The sequence below is a fragment of the Thioalkalivibrio thiocyanodenitrificans ARhD 1 genome, assembly GCF_000378965.1.
In the GTDB taxonomy this organism is placed as follows: domain Bacteria; phylum Pseudomonadota; class Gammaproteobacteria; order Ectothiorhodospirales; family Ectothiorhodospiraceae; genus Thioalkalivibrio_A; species Thioalkalivibrio_A thiocyanodenitrificans.
Map to the genome: position 1 here is coordinate 1 of NZ_KB900537.1, position 18769 is coordinate 18769.

The window sequence follows — 18769 nt, forward strand, 5'->3', positions numbered from 1 at the left end:
ACAACCCCCCCCGCCGTTCTCCCCGAAGGGTATTCCCCTCATGCGAAGCCCCCTCACGCCTTCCACCTCCCGGCCCATACCCCACACCCAAGAACGCACCCGATAAAGCCCAATACCTCCGCGCAAAGACCCCATACCTCCCACCCCAGCGCCCCGGCCAATACCTCACGCAGCAAACGCCCCGGCTCCACCCAATACCTCCCCGGCGCCACGCAAGGGCAGGTTAGATGCGCGCAAGAAATACCCCAGACGCAGCGAGACCTCGGAAGGCCCCCTCGGGCAATAGCAGCCCGGGAACCCCTCACCTGGCATCGGCTAAAGAGACAGAAAGCAGGCGGGAGCAGCTGGGATTTCGGGACTTTCTTAGCATCCGGCGACAGCCGGACAGGAAACCCTCCGGCCCAATGCCCAGCCCAAAACCACCCCGCCAGGGCAACCCGCCACCCGAACCCGCATGCCCCCCCGGCAAGGCCACGCCCCACCCGAAGACCTCACCCGTACGCTCCAGCCCCGCCAATACGCCCCGACCTCACCCGTACGCCCCGGCCACACGAGAACGCCCAGGCCTCACCCGTACGCCCCGGCCACAACCACCCTCGAGCACAGCGCCCCTTCAACCCGCCCGGGTCCCCCCCTTCGACCCACACGGGCGCGGTTTTGGCCCGCAAGGGCCCGCAGAGCCATACCGCCCACACGGGGGAAGCCCATCCCTCCCGCCTACACGCCCCACCCCATACCTCCACGGCAAACGCCCCAGCCCCCACCCAACACCTCCCGGCGCGCTACCGCAGAAGAGCCGGAGAAAGGCGCGAGAGAGCCCCAGGGCCCATGCCCAGACCGGCACCGATCGCCACACCGAGAATTCGCCACCAAACGCCCAGGGCTCCGGCGCAACGACACCTCGGAAGGCCCCCTCGGGCAATAGGAGCCGCGGACGAGAAAAACTGGCATCGGCTAAAGGGACCGGCAGCAGGCGGGACTCGCTGGGATTTCGGGACTCTCTAAAACTACCGGCGCCAGCCGGGCAGGAAACGATCCGGCCAAGTGCCCCACGGTAAACGCCCCGGGATTGTCGCTATACACGAGCGAAGAGGGCAGAACTAGAGGCAATCAGCATCAGAAATCTGGGAGGTCAGGGGGGCGTGGCTGAGGTCCCTAATAATAATCAGTGGTAATCGAGGAGTAGGGGGGTGATTTCCCTGGGATTTTAGACACCACATCCTGATGTCTGTTTCTGATGCGTGAGACATACACCACAACCAAGCACTTGGAGAGAATATGAATCTGATCGACGTGCTGACCAAACTCGAGGATTGGATCGAGCTGGCCAATGAGTTCATCGTGAGCGAGGACTCGGATGTTCGTACCTGGGATGATGGCATCCTCGGGGTGATCCGCACAGACCCGACCAGTGGGAAGCGCACGCTTCACATCGATCGCGGGATCCTGTCGGAGGTCTTGGGGCCGGAACACGAGGAGGCCCTGATTGCGGCCGGCCTGGTGCCCCGCAAGACGGACTACCGCACGAAGTTGGGCGGCAAACGCCGACACACCTTCGACGTGTATCTGGACGACCTGATCGAGACCGCCGAGGAGGTGGTCATCGGTGACAGCAAGGAGCATCACCTGCGTGAGCAGATCAAGGTGCTTCGCAAGGAGATCCAGTTGCTGCGCAGCAGCGCCTCGAACTCCGAGAAGCTCAAAGAGATGATCATGGACACGCTCCAGCAGGCCAAGGCTCGCCCGAAGGCGCGCCCGCTGAAGGTCGCGAGGAAGCGTGGTCAGAATCTCGCCGGCTGGGCCACGCTGTTTCTCAGCGACTGGCACTGGGACGAGTTCGTGGATCCGAAGCAGATCGAGGGGATGAACGAGTACGACCACCAGATCGCGGTGGCACGCGCTCGACGCACCTTCACGACTGCGGCGGATCTGCTGCTCAACCACAGCTCAGGTGCATACCATGAGGGAATCGTGGTGGCGCTCGGCGGGGACATGGTCTCGGGGATGATTCACGAGGAACTGCGCCGCACCAACGACGCGCCGATCACTGAGACCGTGCTGACCATGTCCGATGAGCTCATCTCGGGCATCAAGATGCTCGCTCAGGAGTTCCCCGAGGTGTATGTGCCCGCGGTCGTCGGCAATCATGGTCGCCTTGACCGCAAGCCGACCTCCAAGGGGCGCGTGCAGGACAACTTCGACTGGCTGGTCTACAACCTGGTCGCCCGCGGCCTGGTTGATGTGCCCAACGTGATCATGGGTATCAGCGACGCCACCGATGTTCAGTTCGACCTGTACGACACCACGTTCCGGCTGACGCATGGCGATCAGTTCCGGGGCGGTGGCGGTATCGGTGGCAAGTGGCCGACGCTGATGCGCGGGGATTACCGCAAGCGCAAGCGCGCCGGCAACGTGGGGGATGCCTATGACTATCTCATCATGGGCCACTGGCACGCATACGGGGCCGTTGATGGCCTGATCGTCAACGGGAGTCTCAAGGGGTATGACGAGTATGCCTACACGTCAAACTTCGATTACGAGCCTCCGACCCAGGCCATGTGGGTGACACACCCGGAGTACGGGATCGTCTCCCACCTGCCGATCTACGCAGAGGGCCGTCGCGAAGGCGCTTCGAGCACCTCCATTCGCCTCGGCGACAAGGTCAAGAAAGCCGCGTAGCGGTCATGTGTTCTTTCACCCGGGCCTTGTGCCCGGGTTTTTTTCTCCCCGCATGTCCACACCCTTGATCTATTCGCTACATCCTTGAGCGGTCCGAGACCTTTAAGGAGATTTGAATGCCAGCACCTCGAGTGTTCCTCGCAGAGAAGCCCAGCCAGGGTGGGGATATCGCCCGCATTCTGGGCATCGCCAAGCGCCACGAAGGCTACATCGAAACCCGCTCCGGAGACATCGTGACCTGGGTAATCGGTCACCTCCTCGAGCAGGCCCAGCCAAACGCCTACCGCGAGGAGTGGAGCAAGTGGCGCTGGGAGTTCCTCCCGATGGTCCCTGATAGCTGGCAACACGAGGTGGTCAAGAGCAAGAGCAAGCAGCTCACTGTCATCAAGAAGGCCTTGAAGTCCGCATCCGAGGTCGTCATCGCCACGGACGCCGCACGCGAAGGGGAGTTGATTGCCCGTGAGGTGCTCGAGCATCTCAGGTACAAGGGCAAGACTCGCCGCCTGTGGGCGTCCGCCCTCACCGACAAGGCGCTTCGCGATGCGCTCTCCAACCTTCTCCCGGGCTCCGCGAAGGATGCTCTCTATCAGGCCGCGCTCTCGCGCAGTCACGCCGACTGGCTCTATGGCATGAACCTGTCCCGCGCGGCCACCCTCTCGGTCGGCCACAAGGCCCCTGTCGGGCGCGTACAGACCCCTGTGCTGTCCCTGGTGGTCAAGCGAGACCTGGAGATCGAGAACTTCGTCTCCAGCGATTACTACGAGCTGGAGGCCGAGGTCGAGACCGCCTCCGGACACCGCCTGAAGCTCATGCACGCGCCCAGTGGTGAAAATCGCATCACCGACAAGGCCCTCGCCACGAAGCTGAAAAAGCAGGCATCTGGCGCGCAGGGGCCTCTTCGCGTCAAGAAGACAAAAGGGGCTGATGGCGCGCCTTTGCCCTTCAAGCTCCCGGCGCTCCAGAAGGTCGCTGCCTCCAAGCTCGGCCTGACGGCCCAGCAGACCCTGGACGGCGCCCAGGCGCTCTACGAGGCGAAGGTGATCACGTACCCGCGCACGGATTGCGCTCACCTGGACCCTTCCCTGAAGGATGAGGTCCCCAGGATCCTGGCCGCACTACAGAAAATGTTCCCGAAGCAGTGCGCCACGCTCGAATCCAAAGGGGTCACCCTGCGTGACAGCACCTTCGATGCCAGCAAGCTCACGGATCATCACGGGATCATCCCCACCGGCGAACAACGCCATCTGACCGGTGCGCAGGCAAAACTCTACGAATTGATCGCTATACGGTTCATGCAAGCAATGGCGCCTGATCGGCGCTATAACGCCACGCGCATCGAGATGGATGCCAATGGCGTTCTTTTTCTTGCTACGGGAAAGGAAATCACAGAACCAGGTTGGTCGGCTATCCAAATTCAGTGAAGGAGTGATAATGCAAGTTCAGAGCAATGTCATCGAGGAAGGGCGGAGTATCTACCGATCGCTCACCGGCAGGATCGCGGCGCTGGAGAATTCCAACGCGATCTCGCTTTCAGATCTGCGCTCCGTTTGCGAGGTACTCGACCTTGAGCCGTGGGCCCAGGAGATCGGCATTCCTTCGGAACAGCTTCGACAGCTCAAGGGAATCGCCCGGCGCGGCCTGTTCATGGCCCTGCGCCGAGGCGAGGCAGATGACGCCAATGCTCTGGCATCCGGTTGCTGGGGCATTCAGGATCTATTGGCGGAGGCGTGTCGCCTCCAGGAATCGATCCACGTGATCGACGGGCCAGACGAGCCCTCGGGGGATTCGGCTCGAATCGCCTAGCATTCCCACCCCGCGCTCACTGAGGCGGGGTTTTTTTGTCTCCGCTTCCCGCTCGTTGGTAGTAGGCTCTGCTTCTCCAAAGAGAGGCGTGCTCTGGCGAACAGGTCTTCGCATCAAGGCGCTTGGCGAGAAACAGCTTCTCGCACACCCGGCAACTGCGCAGCTTGTGCGTCTCGCTGTTGTCCCTGAATATCTCGACCAGCAGGTCGCCCACGCTTTGCGATCCTGCTTGCGGCACCAGCCCGCGGCCGGGCACCCACCGCAACTTGGAGCGGTTCTCTGATACGGGGAAGGTCAGCTGTTCTGCGTTGATGATGCCGGCCGCCTGGAAGAGCTGCTCGTCCTGCTCTCCTTTATTGTTTCGGCTCAGGATGTAATCGGCCTCCGCAAGGCGAGCAACCGTCTCCAGATGGACGCGCATCTCCTGAGCAAACTCTTCCGACTGCTCCAGATAGGTTTCAAGAGAGGAAAAATCAAAACCATGCCCGCGTTGCGTCGCAAGGCCCAGCGCCGCACAGAACAGCTCACGAATAGCCTCCTGGCGCGCCTGAAGCTCCTCCGCGCTGACCAGTTTGACCAGGGCCTGAAAACATAACACCTTGATTTCTTTCATCTTTCAAATAATCTCACGCTTTCCCATGGAAAGCGGCATTGAAGTGTATATCCGGGGTTGTCAGAAAAAGAGGGTGCACCTAGTATCCTTACCGAGCCCGCATTACTGTGAAGCGATTCACACTTCCAAACATACCGGAGCATTGATCATGGATTCTGTGAACAAGTCCCTCTTTCTCCTCTCCCGCCAGGACCCTGTAACTGCTTCTCGCGAGGAATCCTACCTTCTCGCCGGCGCGTATCTCGACGATACACAGTTCACGCGCCGCAACCCCGCAAAGGCTGATGCCATGAGCAATTATCTGCGCGAACAGATCTTTGCTGATCTGACGAATGGATATTCAGAACAGGTTCACAAGATATGTCAACGGAGCTGGGCGCTGGGCGAGCTGCTCGAAGAAGTCCTGGTCGCAATGGAGCCGATGTTTGAAGACTAGAGAGACCCGCCGCGGTGGACGGGTCATGGAAAAGCCACTTACTTGTTTTCCTTTTCCTGCCTCTTGGCCCTTTCTCGTTCTTCCCTTTCCTGCTTCTTGGCCCACTGGAGCAGGCTCTCCACTTCGACGCGAATGTCGACGAGAGTTCTGCCGGTGGCCTTCTCGAAGGCGAACACGACGAACTGCTTCATCGCCAGTGATGCCGAGAAGATCTCGGGCGGCAACATCGGGCCCCAGTCCGGGTCGCGCTGAATGAAACGCAACGCATTCTCCAGGTGGGTCTCGAAGGTCTGCGGGCTTTCCGTGAAATCCGCCGTCGTCACCCGCCCTGCGGCGAGCAGTATGCTGATCCTCGGCATGCCGAGAAACGCCGCACAGCTCGTGGCGAATTCATCCGAGATCGCCGTGATCTGGCGAATGCCAGTGCGCAACTGTGACAGGTATCCGTACGTCACGTTGAGCTCGTCGGCCAGTTCTCGAAGAGAAAGGCCCCGCTCGTTGGCTTTCTGGAAAAGCATCGCCAGAAGGGTGGCACCGGTGCGCTTGATATCGACATCTGACATCGTCGTCCAGGCGACCCTCTCGAGCTTCTGCCCCTTGGTGGTGGCGACCTTGTCACGCCGGCCGTCCTTTCCGCCTTTGATGATCTCAAGTCTCTTATCCATAACAATACCCTCGTGTACTACTCGGTTTAATCCTCGGTGATTAGATATTCTTTTGGGCCATAAAGTTCACAGATATACACTGGCGCTACATCTTTTCATCATATTAGAATACGTCTACCTTAGTCAATCTGGGGATTTTCGGACACCGCCACCTCTCTATTATTCTGATTTAACAGGAATTTTCCGGTATTCCTCGCGTACAGCCCATACATGTGCTATACTTTGCAATCCAGAAGAAGAAATACCTATGGCCCTTCAAATTCTCGATCGCAACCCGCCCGGCCACGCTGAGGCTACGACCTCCCGGGCAGGCGATTTCCACCCCTCAAGCCAGGTGCATGCCCATCCGTTGATGGATCGCCTGCTGAAAAACCGGGGCATCCTGGATGCATCAGAGGCAGATCTCTCTGCCGCCAGACTGCCCGATCCTTTGCGCATGAAAGGCATGCGCGAAGCGGTTTCGCTGCTCAACGAGATGATCGATCGGGACGGCAACATCCTGGTGATATCCGACTACGACTGCGACGGCGCCACGGCCTGCGCGATCGCGGTTGAAGGGCTGCGTGAGCTGGGCGCCAAGCATGTCGGCTTTCTGGTTCCAGACCGATTCACTTACGGCTACGGGCTATCCGCCGAGATCGTCTCCAAGGCATCAGAGCTTCGCCCTGATCTGATCATCACGGTCGACAACGGAATCGCCAGCCACGCCGGCGCCAGCGCCGTACGATCCCTCGATCACCCCACCAAGCTCTTGATCACGGACCACCATCTCGCGCCCGAGTCACTCCCGTGCGCTGATGTGATCATCAACCCCAACCAGCCAGGCTGCGAATACCCCTCCAAGGCGATCGCCGGGTGCGGGGTGATATTCATGGCATTATTGGCACTGAAGAATCATCGTATCGAGCAGGGGTATTACCCTGAGGGCTCGGAGCCCCGCCTGCTGCGCCTGCTGGATCTTCTCGCCCTTGGCACGATCGCAGATGTCGTGCCGCTCGATTACGTGAATCGCACGCTGGTAAGCCTTGGCCTTGCGATGATCAACAGCGGTCGCGTGCGCCCTGGGATCGGCGCGCTTCTGAAGCTGGCAAAGCGCGCCCCGCCTCGGATCGTCTCCTCGGACATGGGGTTCGCGGTTGGCCCGCGCCTAAACGCCGCCGGGCGGCTTGATGACATGACCATCGGGGTGCGCTGCCTGCTGTCGCAGGATCCCGAAGAGGCTGGCGAACTTGCCCGGGAGCTCGACGCCTTCAATAGCGCCCGCAAGGAGATCGAGCAGGACATGAAGACCAGCGCGCTCGAGACGCTCCCGGCGATCGAGGATCTCGATGCCTATGGCCTGTGCTTCTTCAATGCCGACTGGCATCAGGGCGTGGTCGGGATAGTCGCCTCACGCCTGAAGGAGCTCACCCATCGTCCGGTGATCTGTTTTGCGCCTGATGAGGAAGGGGAGGTCATCAAGGGTTCAGCCCGCTCGGTCCCGGGTCTGCACCTGCGCGACGCCCTGGCTGATATCGATGTCCTCGCCCCGGGTCTGCTGCTTAAGTTCGGCGGGCACGCAATGGCCGCCGGGCTCTCCATCAGAAAATACGACTTTGAGCGCTTCTCCGAGATGTTCGACGCCCGCGTGCGCGCCTCGCTGAGCGCCGCGGATATAGCAGGGTCCATCGAAACCGATGGCGAGCTTGAGCCTGAGTACTTCAACACGGAAACCGCTGAGCTCATCAAGCACGCCAGCCCCTGGGGCCAGGGCTTTCCTGAGCCTGTCTTTCACGGCGAGTTCTTCGTAGTCGGGCAAAAGGTTGTCGCGGAGCGCCATTTGAAGCTCTTGATCGCCACCCGCTCCGGGGAGGCGCCTGTCGACGGAATCTACTTCCATGCGATCGAGCCGGGTGATCCGGTGGCGCAATACAAGACGGTCCGCCTGGTCTACCAGCTTGACGTGAACGTGTGGCGTGAAACAAAGAAGCTCCAGCTCATCATTCGCCACCTGGAGGCGCTAAGCTCTTCAGAGAGCGAGTCCCTTGAGCAGGACCCGCCTCAGAGAGGGGTTTACGCCGAAGAGCTCGTATTCTAGCCCTCAGAGAGGAAACATCCGCGCAATGGCGAAAGCAAAACTCTATCTCGCGATCGATGCCGCCGGCAGGGAGCATGTTTTCCATTCGTGGCCGGAGTGCGAAGCCTTTGTGCATGGGCAGCCTTTCCGTTTCGTAGGGGCGCCTTCACTGGAAGCGGCGCGGGTCCGGCTCTACGATATGGGGCAACCCCCATCAAAGTCCGGCTCAGCCGCAGCACGCGCTATATCAACAAGTACCGGCCGTCCCACCCGCGGCATCTGCTGTGATGCCGGCACGCGCGGCAATCCGGGACCCTGTGAATACCAGGTGACAAGCCTTCATGGCGAGGTCCTGCGTCATCAGGACCTCGGGTTTGGCACCAACAATTTCGCCGAGCTCTCCGGTATCGAGGCAGCCATCCATTTGGCGATCTCCTCCCGGGAAACCCTCATCTGGACAGATTCGCAGATCGCGCTCGGCTGGATCGCCACGGGCCGGGTGGGGCAGAAGGTGGCCGAGCGCCGGCGCATCTGCGATACGGTCTCAAAGATCCAGTCGCTGCTCGAGCGGCACCCGCAGATCAAGCTGTCGAAGTGGAATACCCGGCAGTGGGGGGAGATCCCGGCCGATTTCGGAAGAAAGTGAGCGCCCAAGGGCCGGCTGGCCTGCGCTCAGACTCCCGCCTTGTACGGCTTTCTTGACCCCTCGAGCGCCCTGTCTGCCTTCACGATGGTTGGCGCAATCCAGATCAACCTCCTCTGAGTACGCCGCGGCCCGTAGGATTGCTGCCTCAGGTGTCCGCGCCGCCAATGCGTGGCTACGGCCCGCGTACCAGCCTCCGGCCCTTGCGCCTCGCGAATGCTCACGCCGGGCGTCACCTCGACATAATCATACAGCCGAAGCGCGCGGCGCTTGGCCTTTCTGATCTTCGAGGCGGAGCGAAGCTTTGAGAGCGCCTGCTCGGCCTCCGATCGATCCCGCCTCAGCGCTTTGCGCACCGAGCTCGAATTCAAGAACAGCAAGGCTTTCGCCACGTGCCCCACGGCCGCCTGATACTCTGACACGTCCTCCTCGGCCAATCCCCCGAACCACGGGGTGTCGTCATCGTGTGAAATCGCGTAGTGCGCAATGTGGCGCTCGAACATCGCCCCGACAGTCTCTTCAGGGTCCTGAGCCAGGAGGCTGATATTGAGGGTCGTATCGTCGGAGAAATTGCGCTTCCCTGCGGGGGAGCCGATAAACAGAAGATCGATCACGCGATAGGGCTGGGTTACATCGATGCCGAGCCTCTCGGCCTTCTCCAGAGACGCCCCCTCCCGATCGTGCGGGGTCACGCTCACCTCGAACACGTAGGCACCCTCGAGCACGTGGCGACCGGATTGCTGGTTTTGCAGGGCGATGTTGGAGCAGGGTGATTCGCCGAAGCGGATGTAGATGCTCGGATATGGGGCCTTGAAATAGGCCATTGGCGTATCTTCCGCGATCCCCGTGTTCTCGAGCGCCATATTCAGTTCATCGGTCAGCTGAAACAGGGTCCCGCCCTGAAGCCGGTAACGAAACGGCATGATAGTGGCATCGAGAACGCCCAGGTTCTTTCCGCTTGCCTGCTGCCCAAGGATCCCGAGGTCGATCATCACCTGGATGACGTGAGGGTGCGCCAGGGCGAGGCGGTTGTAGCAGCGCTCTATGTCGAGATCAGGGTCAGAGAACAGGGCCAGCATGTCCTTGGCCGCCTGGCCTGGGAACATCTCGAGAAACTGGTCCGCGGTCCTTGAGAGCTCTTCGCGCACCGGCGCCGGCAACTGGCCGAGCCTTTGCATGTCATCCGGTGAAAGTCCTGCGAATACCGGATCGAGCCCGCTATTGATGCGCCATTGATCCATGGCACGAAACATCCGCGCATCCATCTCGAGGGGATTCTCAGAAAGCATGGGCCTTGCGCCTCCTATCCTTTCCTGCCCGGCGGGGATGAGCGGCATATATTCACCGACCACCGGTTTCAAAACACTACCTTGGCTGCCCTATATTCTCAAGGGCGCTCACCTCATACACAAGCAATAGTGCCCTTTAGACGGCCCCGGCCCCATATCTAGGTCAAGGTTGCTTGACAGGCAAAGTATAGCAGTGCTATTATGCGAACCATAGAAGAAACTTTGTCTGTCATCGTCGAGAGCAGGAGGGAGATGTGAGCACAGACAACCGCGCCCCAAAGACAGGCGCATCGGAGATTGAAAATGAGCACGGTAATCGATTTCAACAAACACAAGCGCGAGCGCGATCTGAAGATCCGCTGGCGCGCGAAGGCTGAAGGCATGGTGCAGGCCGCCATGGAGCTTCCGCCGCACCACTACATGCGCCGCGCGGCACTGGCCGCCGCCGATCGTGATTTTGATCTCGCGGAAGACATCATTCGCCAGGAGCGCGCTCGCCGGTCAGGCAAGTAAAACGGGCCCAGGGAGGGCCCGTGTTTGAATGATGGGGATTTTAGAAGTCCCCGTAAGCATCGCGATCCTGTGATTTTACAAGCCTCCGTGCCTCCTTCTTGAGCTCTTTCTCGAGCCCCTGGAAGTCGACTTCCTCTTCCTCCTTGAAACGAAGATCGAATACTTCGTTTTCGAACTCATCGATCTCCTCCTTCGAGGATTCCAGGACGATCTCCTCGGAAATCTCCATCTCCTGAAGATCCACGCCCTCGTCCTCACCGAGGCATGCCTCGGCGTCATCCTTGACCTCATCCCACATTCCTTTGAGGGATACCCAGCAGCATGCGCCAACGCCCCAGGCGGCAAGCCCGGTGAGCCCGGCTATGGCCGCCTTTGTGGCGCCCGCGGTGGTCAGGCTGATGGCGCCCGAGGCCCATGCGTGAGCCTCTACGACTGCCGCATAACCAAGCGCGGCGGTTACAGCGAACAGTACCAGATATGCGAATGCCCTCATCGTCACTCTCCTCGTTATTTGCGGATCTGCAACGTATAGCGACCGCCACAATCCTTTCTGATCAGGCCCTTGGGCGAGCGAATTGGTCTTTTTCCCTACATTTAAGAGGCCCGTCATCAAATGGAGGGTTTTTGTGAGAAGAAAAGCACTGCCGAAACTCCTGGGTGGGCAATCCACGCAGGGGACATACAAGGTCAAGGTTCAAGGGGTTTGCTCTCCGAAGGACCTCGAAATCGCGCGCACCAGACTCGGGGCCGTCCTCAATGGAGCGGTCAGCGTCGAAGGACATCGCCTGGTCGTGGACTTCGAAGGCTCGCTTCCTTATGAAGCCGTTTCCGACCTGGACTCTGTCCTTGACAGCCTGGGCGAGAACGCCAGCTCCCCGGGCCTCCTGTTTGAGGAGGCCGGTGATCGGCGCAGGTTCCTGGTGATCCGTGTCGGGGTCATCGATGCGCAACCCATCGACCACAAGGATCTCAACGAGATCGTGTAATTCCTTAAGCCGCCCCATTGAGGGCGGCTTCTTTGCGTGCGTGTGCCTGCCGAGCGCTCCTTTGCTCAACGCACGAAAGATTCGCTACACAGGACAACGGCGTTTCGCCCCGCACTGAGAGGTGTACGATGTATCACGATGACCACTTCGACGCAGAGCACGAGCAGATCCCTGCGCTCACACAAGCCCTTATCGAGGTCTCCGAAGCTGCCGCCTGCGCCAAGACCCATCCCCAGGACATCGGTCCTGATACTCGGCTCGACGAGCTTGTACTCAACACCCTCAATCAGGGCTTTGATGGGGCGCTCAGCGAGGCGATGACTTCGAGCACGAATATCGACGCCGTGGAGCTCATTCTCGAGAGCCTCAACTACTGGATCGGCAACCGGGTGCTCGATGAGCGCTTCTCCGCCCGCCTGATCAGTCTCCCGGCGATCGTTGAGCCCGGCAGCCAGGCATACGCCTACAGCGTCGCCCCTTATCAGATCTCCACGCCCGAGGGCCTCATGAAGGGCCTGCGGGCTTGTGGCGCCCTCGGCGCCGGCCACCGTCTGATGATGCTCAATCACCTCGTGACGCAAGAAGCCCTGGATCAGATGCTCCCCTCCGATCAGTTCCAGATCGTCTCGCAGATCGTGAACACGGCGTCGAACTCCCCCTGCGAACTCCCCGATCTGTTCATCCCCATGTCGTGCCCGGACGAGGGTGAACGCCCGCCTCTCGCCGAGTTCTGTCACTGGATCGGAGTGATCCTGATTGACCGGGAGGCCTCCGAGTTCGAACCCTTCACCAACCTCACCCTGGCGCGCGAGAGACCAGACCTTGAGAGGTGGCTCACGTCTGTTGCTAGTGAGTTCGAAGGCCAGCTCGGCAAGATAATCACCTTCCTTCCTCCGGCGCCCTTTGTCGAGGCGCAGCGAAACCTCCACGTGGCTGGCTCGCTCGAGGTTCTGGGGAGCGTGATCGACTCTCTCGAGGAGTATCTCTATGCGCCGCCCGCGGACCTCAAGTGCCTGCTCACGCTTCACGATGGGGGCGAGCATTCCGATATGCTCGTGCTCCACATATACGATGAAGACCTCTCCAGGATGATGGAATTTCAGTGGATCCTGCGAGATGAGTCCGCCGAAGACGCTGAGGCCTTTATTCGGGCGGCCTTGCGCGCCCGCGGCATCGAGAACATCACCTTCCTCGACCGATATCTGGGGCTCACTGAGCGTATCCCGCTCGAGACCGTCATCGCCGCCCGAAACGACGATAGCTGCCCGGCGCCGAAAATCCACTAGAAATCAGCGCGTATGCGTGATTTCCGTCCCATGGTGACTATACCTCTGTAGGCATGAAATCAGAGGGAACATCATGGGAAGAATGACCAAAGAGGAAAGACTGGAGCGCCTCAAGGCATTTTCTGAGACGCTCAACGAGAATGACTTTGCTCAGTATCTCGACGAGGTCGCCTCAGGGGTCGGAATCCAGGAGGGCGAGGGCTATCTCCTTGACCAATCCTGGCACAAGGCCACCGCCGTCGAGCGATCTGACAAGGGAAAGGTCTCCTATAAGGGCGAGTGGCGCTACACCCCGACCGGGATACGATACCCGACGGCGACGTTGCGCAACTACCGCGGCGGTGAGCAGTCCGTCTACTTCGATGGCTACAAACCGCTGATCGAGCTGTTCAACCAACACCTCCAGGGTGTTGAGCCTGAACCGAGAAAGCCCAGGAGGCGACGCCCCGCCAAGAAGCAGCGCGAGAATCGCTCGATGCAGAAACTGCTCGAGCGTGAGCAGCGCGAGGCGCGGGAGATTGTCTCCGGGGACCCTGTCGATCTGTACTTGCGCGCTCGAGGCCTTGGACTTTCGTCCTGGCCTTCCGAGATCCGATACCTGCCTGGTGCGCCTTACTATTACAGGCTGGAGAACGGCCGCCGCGTGGTGCTCGGAGAGTACCCGACCATGGTAGCCTTTATCCGCAACGTGGATGGTGAAGTCGTAGGACGCCACGCGACCTATCTGGATCCCGAGAAACCCGGGAAGGCCACCATCGTCGACCCCGAGACCGGAGAGATCCTGACCTCGCGAAAGATGGTGACGGCGAAAGAGGGCGCAGCCGCGACTGCCGCGATCCATCTGTTCGAGCCCGGCAATGTGCTGGCGCTGAGCGAAGGCATCGAATCGGCACTGGCTGTCCACCAGGTCACCGGCCTGCCTGTCTGGCCCTGCCTTTCAGCAGGCGGCATGCGAAGGGTCGAGCTGCCCATGGCGGTCAACAAGGTGCTGATCTGCGGAGAGCACGATCGATTCAACCGCACCACGCGCCGCAGAGCGAGCGAGCATAACTGCCGCCTGCTCTGGGAGCGGATGCAGACAGAATGGCGCGACTCGCTCATCGTCTGCCCGCTGACAGAGGGCAAAGACTGGTTGGACGCCCTTGGCACGCCCGAGCAAAGACTGCTCAGCTACGCCACGAAGGTCCTGCTTAACCGATAACGCTTCTCACTCACCGCCCACCCCGTGGGCGGTTTTTTCGTGCGGATCTCTCTGCTTTTTCTCTACACCTTCGTAAGGTCAACAAAGAGGAGTAGATGATGAATCACGGCAGAGTCAAGGTTCCACACGAATTCTTCGCCAAAGCCAAGCTCGAGTACCAGAACTGGACTTTCGCTTTCTTTCGCGAAGCCGTTCAAAACAGCTACGATGCCGGCGCAAGCGAGATCCACATCACGGCCGACAGCGTCGATGGTGGGATCGAAGTCGCCGTGCGTGACAACGGCAAGGGTATGGATCGCCGCCGCCTGCTCAATGTCCTGCTTTGCCTGGGGGCCAGTGAGAAGGATGATCCCGATTCGGTTGGTGGCTTCGGGTATGCGAAGACGCTTCTGTTCTTTGCGCACACTCGTTATGAGATCCACACCCGAGAGCATCTCGTAAGGGGCGCCGGCGGAGAGTATCAGTACGAGCTCGCCGAGTTCCCATACAGCGGCACCAAGGCGGTTGTGCTGATGAGCGGGGTCGATCTCTACGACATCTCGCGTGCTCTGCGCACGTTCGTGTCTCATTTTCACCCCCGTCGCAAGTGCCAGATTTTCTACAATGGCGAGCTGTGCGAACCGTCGACCGAGCGCTACCCGATGACGGTCAATACCGATCTCGGGCGCATTCGGTTCAAGGAAAACGGCGGCTCTCATACGATCCTCTGGGTTCGCTCGCGAGGCCTGCCGATGTTCGAGCACGTGGTCTGGAGCTCAAGTTCCACCGCGTTTGTCGGAGTCCTGGATCTTGGCAGGCCCTCCACGGAGGTTCTGACTGCCAACCGGGACGGGCTCAAGAGCAGCATCCAGCGCCGCCTGGCGGAGATGGTTGGGGATCTTGAGAAGGCCAGCTTGTCTGCTAAGTTTGAAGACCCGCTGGATCTCGTGCTCAACCCCTCGAACCTCTCCGAGCCTTTCTCGGCCTTTGAGGGGCCGGCAGGAAGCCGCTCGGGAGTGGATGCTTCGGTCGTCGCCGCGCTGGCTACAGCACCGAACACGGAGCCCTCGCCGCCTCTCGCCGAGACGCCGTCTACTGGCATGCCGGCCACTTCCCCGTTCGCGACGCTTGAGCGAAAGAATCGCACGCGACTGGAGAAGGTCCTGGATCGATTTCGCCGTCTGGATACCAGCAGGTATCCGAAAAACTTCTGCATTACGACGGCGCAGCTCGATCTCAGCGAGCACCGAACGGTCTTTTCAGGCATCCGCAAGGATCTCGCCAAGTCAAAGACCGCGAAGCTGGCGCATTACTGGGACGTGGCTGTACGCGAAGTCATCCGCGGGCTCTCCAAGGTCGACGAGCGTTACAGCTTCAGGAAGACCGTAGATGGCCCGGAGCCTTTCTTCGGCGAGGCTCACATCAAGAGCGGGTACGTTTACAGCCCGCATAACAGCGTCGAGGCGTTGCTTCGCAAGAGGGCAGATCTGATTCAGGTTCTTCTGAACCCGAACACCCTGCCAAAGAGGTGGCTGATAGGGGATCTTGTCGATCTCGCTATCCACGAGCTGGCACACATGAACGTCAGCGGCCACGGCGATCGATTTGTCGACGAAGATATGCGTTTGACCAGGATCTTTCGCAGAACCTCAGGAGAGAAGCGCATCGAAACGCTGGTGCGCGATCGCATCAGGACCTTTGTCCTGAATCGGTAATTTCCACTCACCCCGTCAGCCGATACTCGGCCGGCGGGGTTTTCTCTTCTATCTCGCCTGCCTTCTCCTGTATCGCGCCTTGCCAGGCGCTGCACGTTTTGACTTGTTTTTTCCCTACACAGGGCTCCAACAAAACCCTGTGACACGATGAGCACAACCAACAACAAGAACACCTTCAAGCACCTCACGCTGAGCTACGACGACAAGCGCCGCACCTACTGGTGCCGCCTGCACCCGCACCCACGCCCCTGCTTCTCAAGCGAACTTCTGGGCGAGCTCAGCCAGGTCAGCACGAGGATCCCCAAGGAGGTGACTACCCTCCAGTCTGAGCCGCATTACTTCGTTCTTTGCTCGGATATCCCGGGAGTGTTCAATCTCGGCGGCGACCTGGATCTCTTCGCTCAATTGGTTCGCGAGCGAAACTACCGCGGTCTGGTGGAGTACGGGCAGAAGTGTCTGCGCATGGTCACGGCGAACTCCAGCGGCTTGCAGGGCCATGCCACGACCATCGCGCTCGTCCAGGGCGACGCGCTTGGCGGAGGATTCGAGGCCGCGCTTGCAGCGCACGTCCTGATCGCCGAAGAAGGCACCAAGCTCGGATTCCCGGAGGTCCTGTTCAATCTCTTCCCGGGCATGGGCGCATACCACATGCTCAGCCGCCGGCTGCCGGTCAAACGGGCCGAGCAGCTGATGCTCAGCGGAGAGCTCTACAGCGCGGAAGACCTGCACGCTCGCGGGGTGGTGGATGTGCTGGCGCCTCGAGGGCAGGGCAGCGAAGCGGTCGAGGAATACATCCGCTCAGAGCGCGCCTACGCCCGCGGGGCTGCCGCGATTCGCCGCATAGGCGGGCACCTGGACCAGGTCCCCGCCTCCTCCCTGTCCGATGTGGTCACATTGTGGGTGGATTCCGCCATGCGCCTCACTGAGCGCGACCTCAAGCTGATGGGTAGGATTGTTTCTCGCCAGAATCATCTCTGATCGGCCCTCATTTCCAGCGGGATTCTCTACATCTCTTGAGACCTGAAGAGAGGAGAGTGTCAATGGGAGTGAAGATTCAATGGCCGGAGCTGACGTTCCCGCCCATCAACCTCTGGAATGCTCCGCGAGTACGCCGGCCGCGGCCAAGCGCCGTATCGACAGTCAGGGCCCGGCGTGCCCACCATCGCGGGCGTTCGCCGGCGATGGTCATCGAGGCCCTTACGCATTTACGCTAGGAGGATGCATGAAGTATCTTGAGATCATCGGTATTTCCGAGGATGACGAGGTGTTCTCGTTCGAGGTTCATGAGAACCTGACCAGCACCGCGACACGCCATGTGACTGGTCACGAGCCGTATCGCGAGACTCGCACCGTGTTCTTCATCACGCGCGAGGAGGGTTACAAGCAGGCGCTCAATCGCGTCAAGATCCACGGGGATCTTTGGCGTGACTTCGACGACCTGACTGGCGAAGCGAGGGCTTGCGTCTACAAGAAAGGAGTCGCCGGCACGCTTACGCACCAGGACATCCTGAACGCCGTGGCCGAACTCGCAGCATGATTGAACAAGCCCTCCCTGGTTTCCCGGGGAGGGCTTTGATTTAACAAGGCTCTGCCTTACATCTGGTAAGCACAGTCTGTTTGACGCCTCTGTATTCGTCGTGCTCCTTGATCTTGCCGCTGATCCGGTAGGATTGATCGCCCTCCAGGTACTTGGAAGTACCCCAGACGAAGCAGTTTCCTGACTCGTCCGAGAAGACGTAGAGCCGCTTCGGGCCGAAGGCGGTCTCCCAACAGGATGTGCGCTCGAGCTTGAGCTCCCCGGAGAACTTATCGCCGACCTTTCCCTGCCATTGGGACTGGTTGACGTGCTCCTGGCTCTGAGCCCTGATGTAGCCCTGCACCGCCCCGCACAAGACACCCAGGCCGTGCTCCTGCCCCACCTCCTCGAATCCGACATGGTAGGCGGCCCGTTGCGCGAACTCGCTGGCGTTCTGCGCCTCTCCTGCGGCCTTGATCTCCTCGATGATCTTGTCGGCGATCTCGAGCAGTGCATCGTTGAGCACCGTCCCGGCGCTCGGCATTATCTGCACCACTCGCTGCGCCGTGCTCATTGAGCGCTCTTCTTCCGCACGCGCCTTGGATACGTATCCGTGATTGGTGATGCTCAGCCAGGCCAACGCGATCGTATCACGCACCGAAAAGCAGTGCTCGTACTGAGGCCCACTTCCCTCGGGGATCTCCTCGAGCGTCTCAAGACAGGAGTAGAGATACTCGAGAAAGCCGGTGCGTCTCAGCAGGGTCTCCGCGGAGCCATGGCCGATGAAGTCCTTGACGCAACCCTTGCCCACCTGCATGACCTTACCTTCCCTGTGGAGCAGGTACAGGTGCCTTCGGGCACGCTTGGTGTGACAGTGCTCGCAGTACCCCTCAGGCAAGGGGCCTGTCGTCTTGTATGCCGGCGGGATCAGATTAAACGACCCAGGCGTGACCTTGAGCCTCGAAGAGAGGATCGGCTCACCGTGATCGATCTTGGCGAGCAATTGCCAACCATAGATGCACGGCGGCTCTCCTGTCACCTCCACCAGGCACCCCATGGTCTTGACCCTTGTAGAGCGAAGCTCCTGTCCGTGAGCCGTCTCCACGTAGGTGAGCATCCTGAAGGTGCTCGGCTGGGGTGGTCCGATCTTGAAACTCAGCGCCTCCATGCCAAGCTTCTTGGCCCGCAACTGCCAGGATTTGAGTTTTTTGGTGACCTCTCCGATACGAGAGGCCGGGATCATCTTGCTAATCAACTCCATCTCTTTTCTCCGTTCTGGCCTGCATCGTATAGCGAATTCACCGCCCGCAGCGCCGGCAAGCCCGATCGGAGTCTGTGAGGGGCCTCCCGGGGTTTTGTCCTCGCCGAGTCGAGGCGAGAGCGCGCATC

Annotated in this window: 18 protein-coding genes; 13 read left to right on the plus strand and 5 right to left on the minus strand. The window is 60.3% G+C overall.

Annotated elements, in window-relative coordinates; translation table 11 throughout:
- Positions 1-1278: 1278 nt before the first annotated feature.
- From THITHI_RS0116145 to THITHI_RS0116155, 3 genes are all read left to right on the plus strand, one after another.
- A complete protein-coding gene (locus THITHI_RS0116145) occupies positions 1279-2679 on the plus strand; it encodes a hypothetical protein (protein ID WP_018234137.1) in 1401 nt (466 codons plus the stop codon).
- Between the two features lie 116 nt (positions 2680-2795).
- Positions 2796-4100: a DNA topoisomerase gene (locus THITHI_RS19290; protein ID WP_156820665.1), complete on the plus strand. Its 1305-nt coding sequence runs from the start codon at positions 2796-2798 to the stop codon at positions 4098-4100.
- 10 nt (positions 4101-4110) lie between these two features.
- Positions 4111-4482, plus strand: coding sequence for a hypothetical protein (locus tag THITHI_RS0116155; protein WP_018234139.1), 372 nt, complete (start codon positions 4111-4113; stop codon positions 4480-4482).
- Between the two features lie 16 nt (positions 4483-4498).
- On the opposite strand, the gene THITHI_RS0116160 is transcribed toward THITHI_RS0116155, so the two are convergent.
- Positions 4499-5095 (minus strand): hypothetical protein, encoded by a 597-nt coding sequence (locus tag THITHI_RS0116160; protein WP_018234140.1) that lies wholly within the window; start codon positions 5093-5095, stop codon positions 4499-4501.
- Between the two features lie 148 nt (positions 5096-5243).
- Between THITHI_RS0116160 and THITHI_RS0116165 the strand changes: the two genes are divergently transcribed.
- Complete coding sequence (locus THITHI_RS0116165; protein ID WP_018234141.1) at positions 5244-5531, plus strand: hypothetical protein; 288 nt, start codon at positions 5244-5246, stop codon at positions 5529-5531.
- A gap of 38 nt (positions 5532-5569) precedes the next feature.
- Here THITHI_RS0116165 and THITHI_RS19900 read toward each other — a convergent pair whose 3' ends face one another.
- Positions 5570-6196 carry a helix-turn-helix domain-containing protein gene (locus THITHI_RS19900; RefSeq protein WP_018234142.1) on the minus strand — a complete coding sequence of 209 codons (627 nt, stop codon included), beginning with the start codon at positions 6194-6196 and terminating at the stop codon, positions 5570-5572.
- 247 nt (positions 6197-6443) lie between these two features.
- On the opposite strand from THITHI_RS19900, the gene recJ reads away from it, so the two are divergent.
- Both recJ and THITHI_RS20675 read left to right on the plus strand, forming a co-directional pair.
- On the plus strand, positions 6444-8273 hold the full coding sequence (gene recJ / locus THITHI_RS19300) for a single-stranded-DNA-specific exonuclease RecJ (protein WP_198005654.1): 1830 nt from the start codon (positions 6444-6446) through the stop codon (positions 8271-8273).
- A 25-nt stretch (positions 8274-8298) separates the two neighbouring features.
- Entirely contained in the window at positions 8299-8898 is a 600-nt protein-coding gene (locus THITHI_RS20675; RefSeq protein ID WP_156820666.1) for a ribonuclease H family protein, read from the plus strand.
- A 26-nt stretch (positions 8899-8924) separates the two neighbouring features.
- Here the strand turns inward: THITHI_RS20675 and THITHI_RS0116185 are convergent, their stop codons facing one another.
- A complete protein-coding gene (locus THITHI_RS0116185; protein ID WP_156820667.1) occupies positions 8925-10256 on the minus strand; it encodes a hypothetical protein in 1332 nt (443 codons plus the stop codon).
- Positions 10257-10487: 231 nt separating this feature from the next.
- On the opposite strand from THITHI_RS0116185, the gene THITHI_RS0116190 reads away from it, so the two are divergent.
- Positions 10488-10697, plus strand: coding sequence for a hypothetical protein (locus THITHI_RS0116190; protein ID WP_018234146.1), 210 nt, complete (start codon positions 10488-10490; stop codon positions 10695-10697).
- Positions 10698-10737: 40 nt separating this feature from the next.
- Here THITHI_RS0116190 and THITHI_RS0116195 read toward each other — a convergent pair whose 3' ends face one another.
- Positions 10738-11190 carry a hypothetical protein gene (locus THITHI_RS0116195; protein ID WP_018234147.1) on the minus strand — a complete coding sequence of 151 codons (453 nt, stop codon included), beginning with the start codon at positions 11188-11190 and terminating at the stop codon, positions 10738-10740.
- Positions 11191-11488: 298 nt separating this feature from the next.
- Between THITHI_RS0116195 and THITHI_RS0116200 the strand changes: the two genes are divergently transcribed.
- The 6 genes from THITHI_RS0116200 to THITHI_RS0116225 all read left to right on the plus strand — a co-directional run bounded on the left by THITHI_RS0116200 (position 11489) and on the right by THITHI_RS0116225 (position 17401).
- Positions 11489-11683 (plus strand): hypothetical protein, encoded by a 195-nt coding sequence (locus THITHI_RS0116200; protein WP_018234148.1) that lies wholly within the window; start codon positions 11489-11491, stop codon positions 11681-11683.
- A 128-nt stretch (positions 11684-11811) separates the two neighbouring features.
- Entirely contained in the window at positions 11812-12969 is a 1158-nt protein-coding gene (locus tag THITHI_RS0116205; protein WP_018234149.1) for a hypothetical protein, read from the plus strand.
- 82 nt (positions 12970-13051) lie between these two features.
- On the plus strand, positions 13052-14170 hold the full coding sequence (locus THITHI_RS19905) for a DUF7146 domain-containing protein (protein WP_018234150.1): 1119 nt from the start codon (positions 13052-13054) through the stop codon (positions 14168-14170).
- A 95-nt stretch (positions 14171-14265) separates the two neighbouring features.
- Positions 14266-15864 (plus strand): ATP-binding protein, encoded by a 1599-nt coding sequence (locus THITHI_RS0116215; protein ID WP_083908791.1) that lies wholly within the window; start codon positions 14266-14268, stop codon positions 15862-15864.
- Positions 15865-16011: 147 nt separating this feature from the next.
- Complete coding sequence (locus THITHI_RS0116220; protein WP_018234152.1) at positions 16012-16842, plus strand: crotonase/enoyl-CoA hydratase family protein; 831 nt, start codon at positions 16012-16014, stop codon at positions 16840-16842.
- Between the two features lie 244 nt (positions 16843-17086).
- Positions 17087-17401, plus strand: coding sequence for a hypothetical protein (locus tag THITHI_RS0116225; RefSeq protein ID WP_018234153.1), 315 nt, complete (start codon positions 17087-17089; stop codon positions 17399-17401).
- A 40-nt stretch (positions 17402-17441) separates the two neighbouring features.
- Here the strand turns inward: THITHI_RS0116225 and THITHI_RS19310 are convergent, their stop codons facing one another.
- The gene (locus THITHI_RS19310) at positions 17442-18641 is read right to left on the minus strand and encodes a hypothetical protein (RefSeq protein WP_018234154.1); all 1200 of its coding nucleotides are present in this window, start codon (positions 18639-18641) and stop codon (positions 17442-17444) included.
- Between the last annotated feature and the right edge of the window lie 128 nt (positions 18642-18769).

Coding starts and splice junctions, on each gene's coding strand:
- THITHI_RS0116190 (WP_018234146.1), top strand. CDS start 10,488: ATGAGCACGGTAATCGATTTCAACAAACACAAGCGCGAGCGCGATCTG.
- THITHI_RS0116155 (WP_018234139.1), top strand. CDS start 4,111: ATGCAAGTTCAGAGCAATGTCATCGAGGAAGGGCGGAGTATCTACCGA.
- THITHI_RS19900 (WP_018234142.1), bottom strand. CDS start 6,196: ATGGATAAGAGACTTGAGATCATCAAAGGCGGAAAGGACGGCCGGCGT.
- THITHI_RS0116160 (WP_018234140.1), bottom strand. CDS start 5,095: ATGAAAGAAATCAAGGTGTTATGTTTTCAGGCCCTGGTCAAACTGGTC.
- THITHI_RS0116195 (WP_018234147.1), bottom strand. CDS start 11,190: ATGAGGGCATTCGCATATCTGGTACTGTTCGCTGTAACCGCCGCGCTT.
- THITHI_RS19310 (WP_018234154.1), bottom strand. CDS start 18,641: ATGGAGTTGATTAGCAAGATGATCCCGGCCTCTCGTATCGGAGAGGTC.
- THITHI_RS0116205 (WP_018234149.1), top strand. CDS start 11,812: ATGTATCACGATGACCACTTCGACGCAGAGCACGAGCAGATCCCTGCG.
- THITHI_RS0116215 (WP_083908791.1), top strand. CDS start 14,266: ATGATGAATCACGGCAGAGTCAAGGTTCCACACGAATTCTTCGCCAAA.
- THITHI_RS0116165 (WP_018234141.1), top strand. CDS start 5,244: ATGGATTCTGTGAACAAGTCCCTCTTTCTCCTCTCCCGCCAGGACCCT.
- THITHI_RS0116145 (WP_018234137.1), top strand. CDS start 1,279: ATGAATCTGATCGACGTGCTGACCAAACTCGAGGATTGGATCGAGCTG.
- THITHI_RS0116225 (WP_018234153.1), top strand. CDS start 17,087: ATGAAGTATCTTGAGATCATCGGTATTTCCGAGGATGACGAGGTGTTC.
- THITHI_RS19290 (WP_156820665.1), top strand. CDS start 2,796: ATGCCAGCACCTCGAGTGTTCCTCGCAGAGAAGCCCAGCCAGGGTGGG.
- recJ (WP_198005654.1), top strand. CDS start 6,444: ATGGCCCTTCAAATTCTCGATCGCAACCCGCCCGGCCACGCTGAGGCT.
- THITHI_RS19905 (WP_018234150.1), top strand. CDS start 13,052: ATGACCAAAGAGGAAAGACTGGAGCGCCTCAAGGCATTTTCTGAGACG.
- THITHI_RS0116220 (WP_018234152.1), top strand. CDS start 16,012: ATGAGCACAACCAACAACAAGAACACCTTCAAGCACCTCACGCTGAGC.
- THITHI_RS20675 (WP_156820666.1), top strand. CDS start 8,299: ATGGCGAAAGCAAAACTCTATCTCGCGATCGATGCCGCCGGCAGGGAG.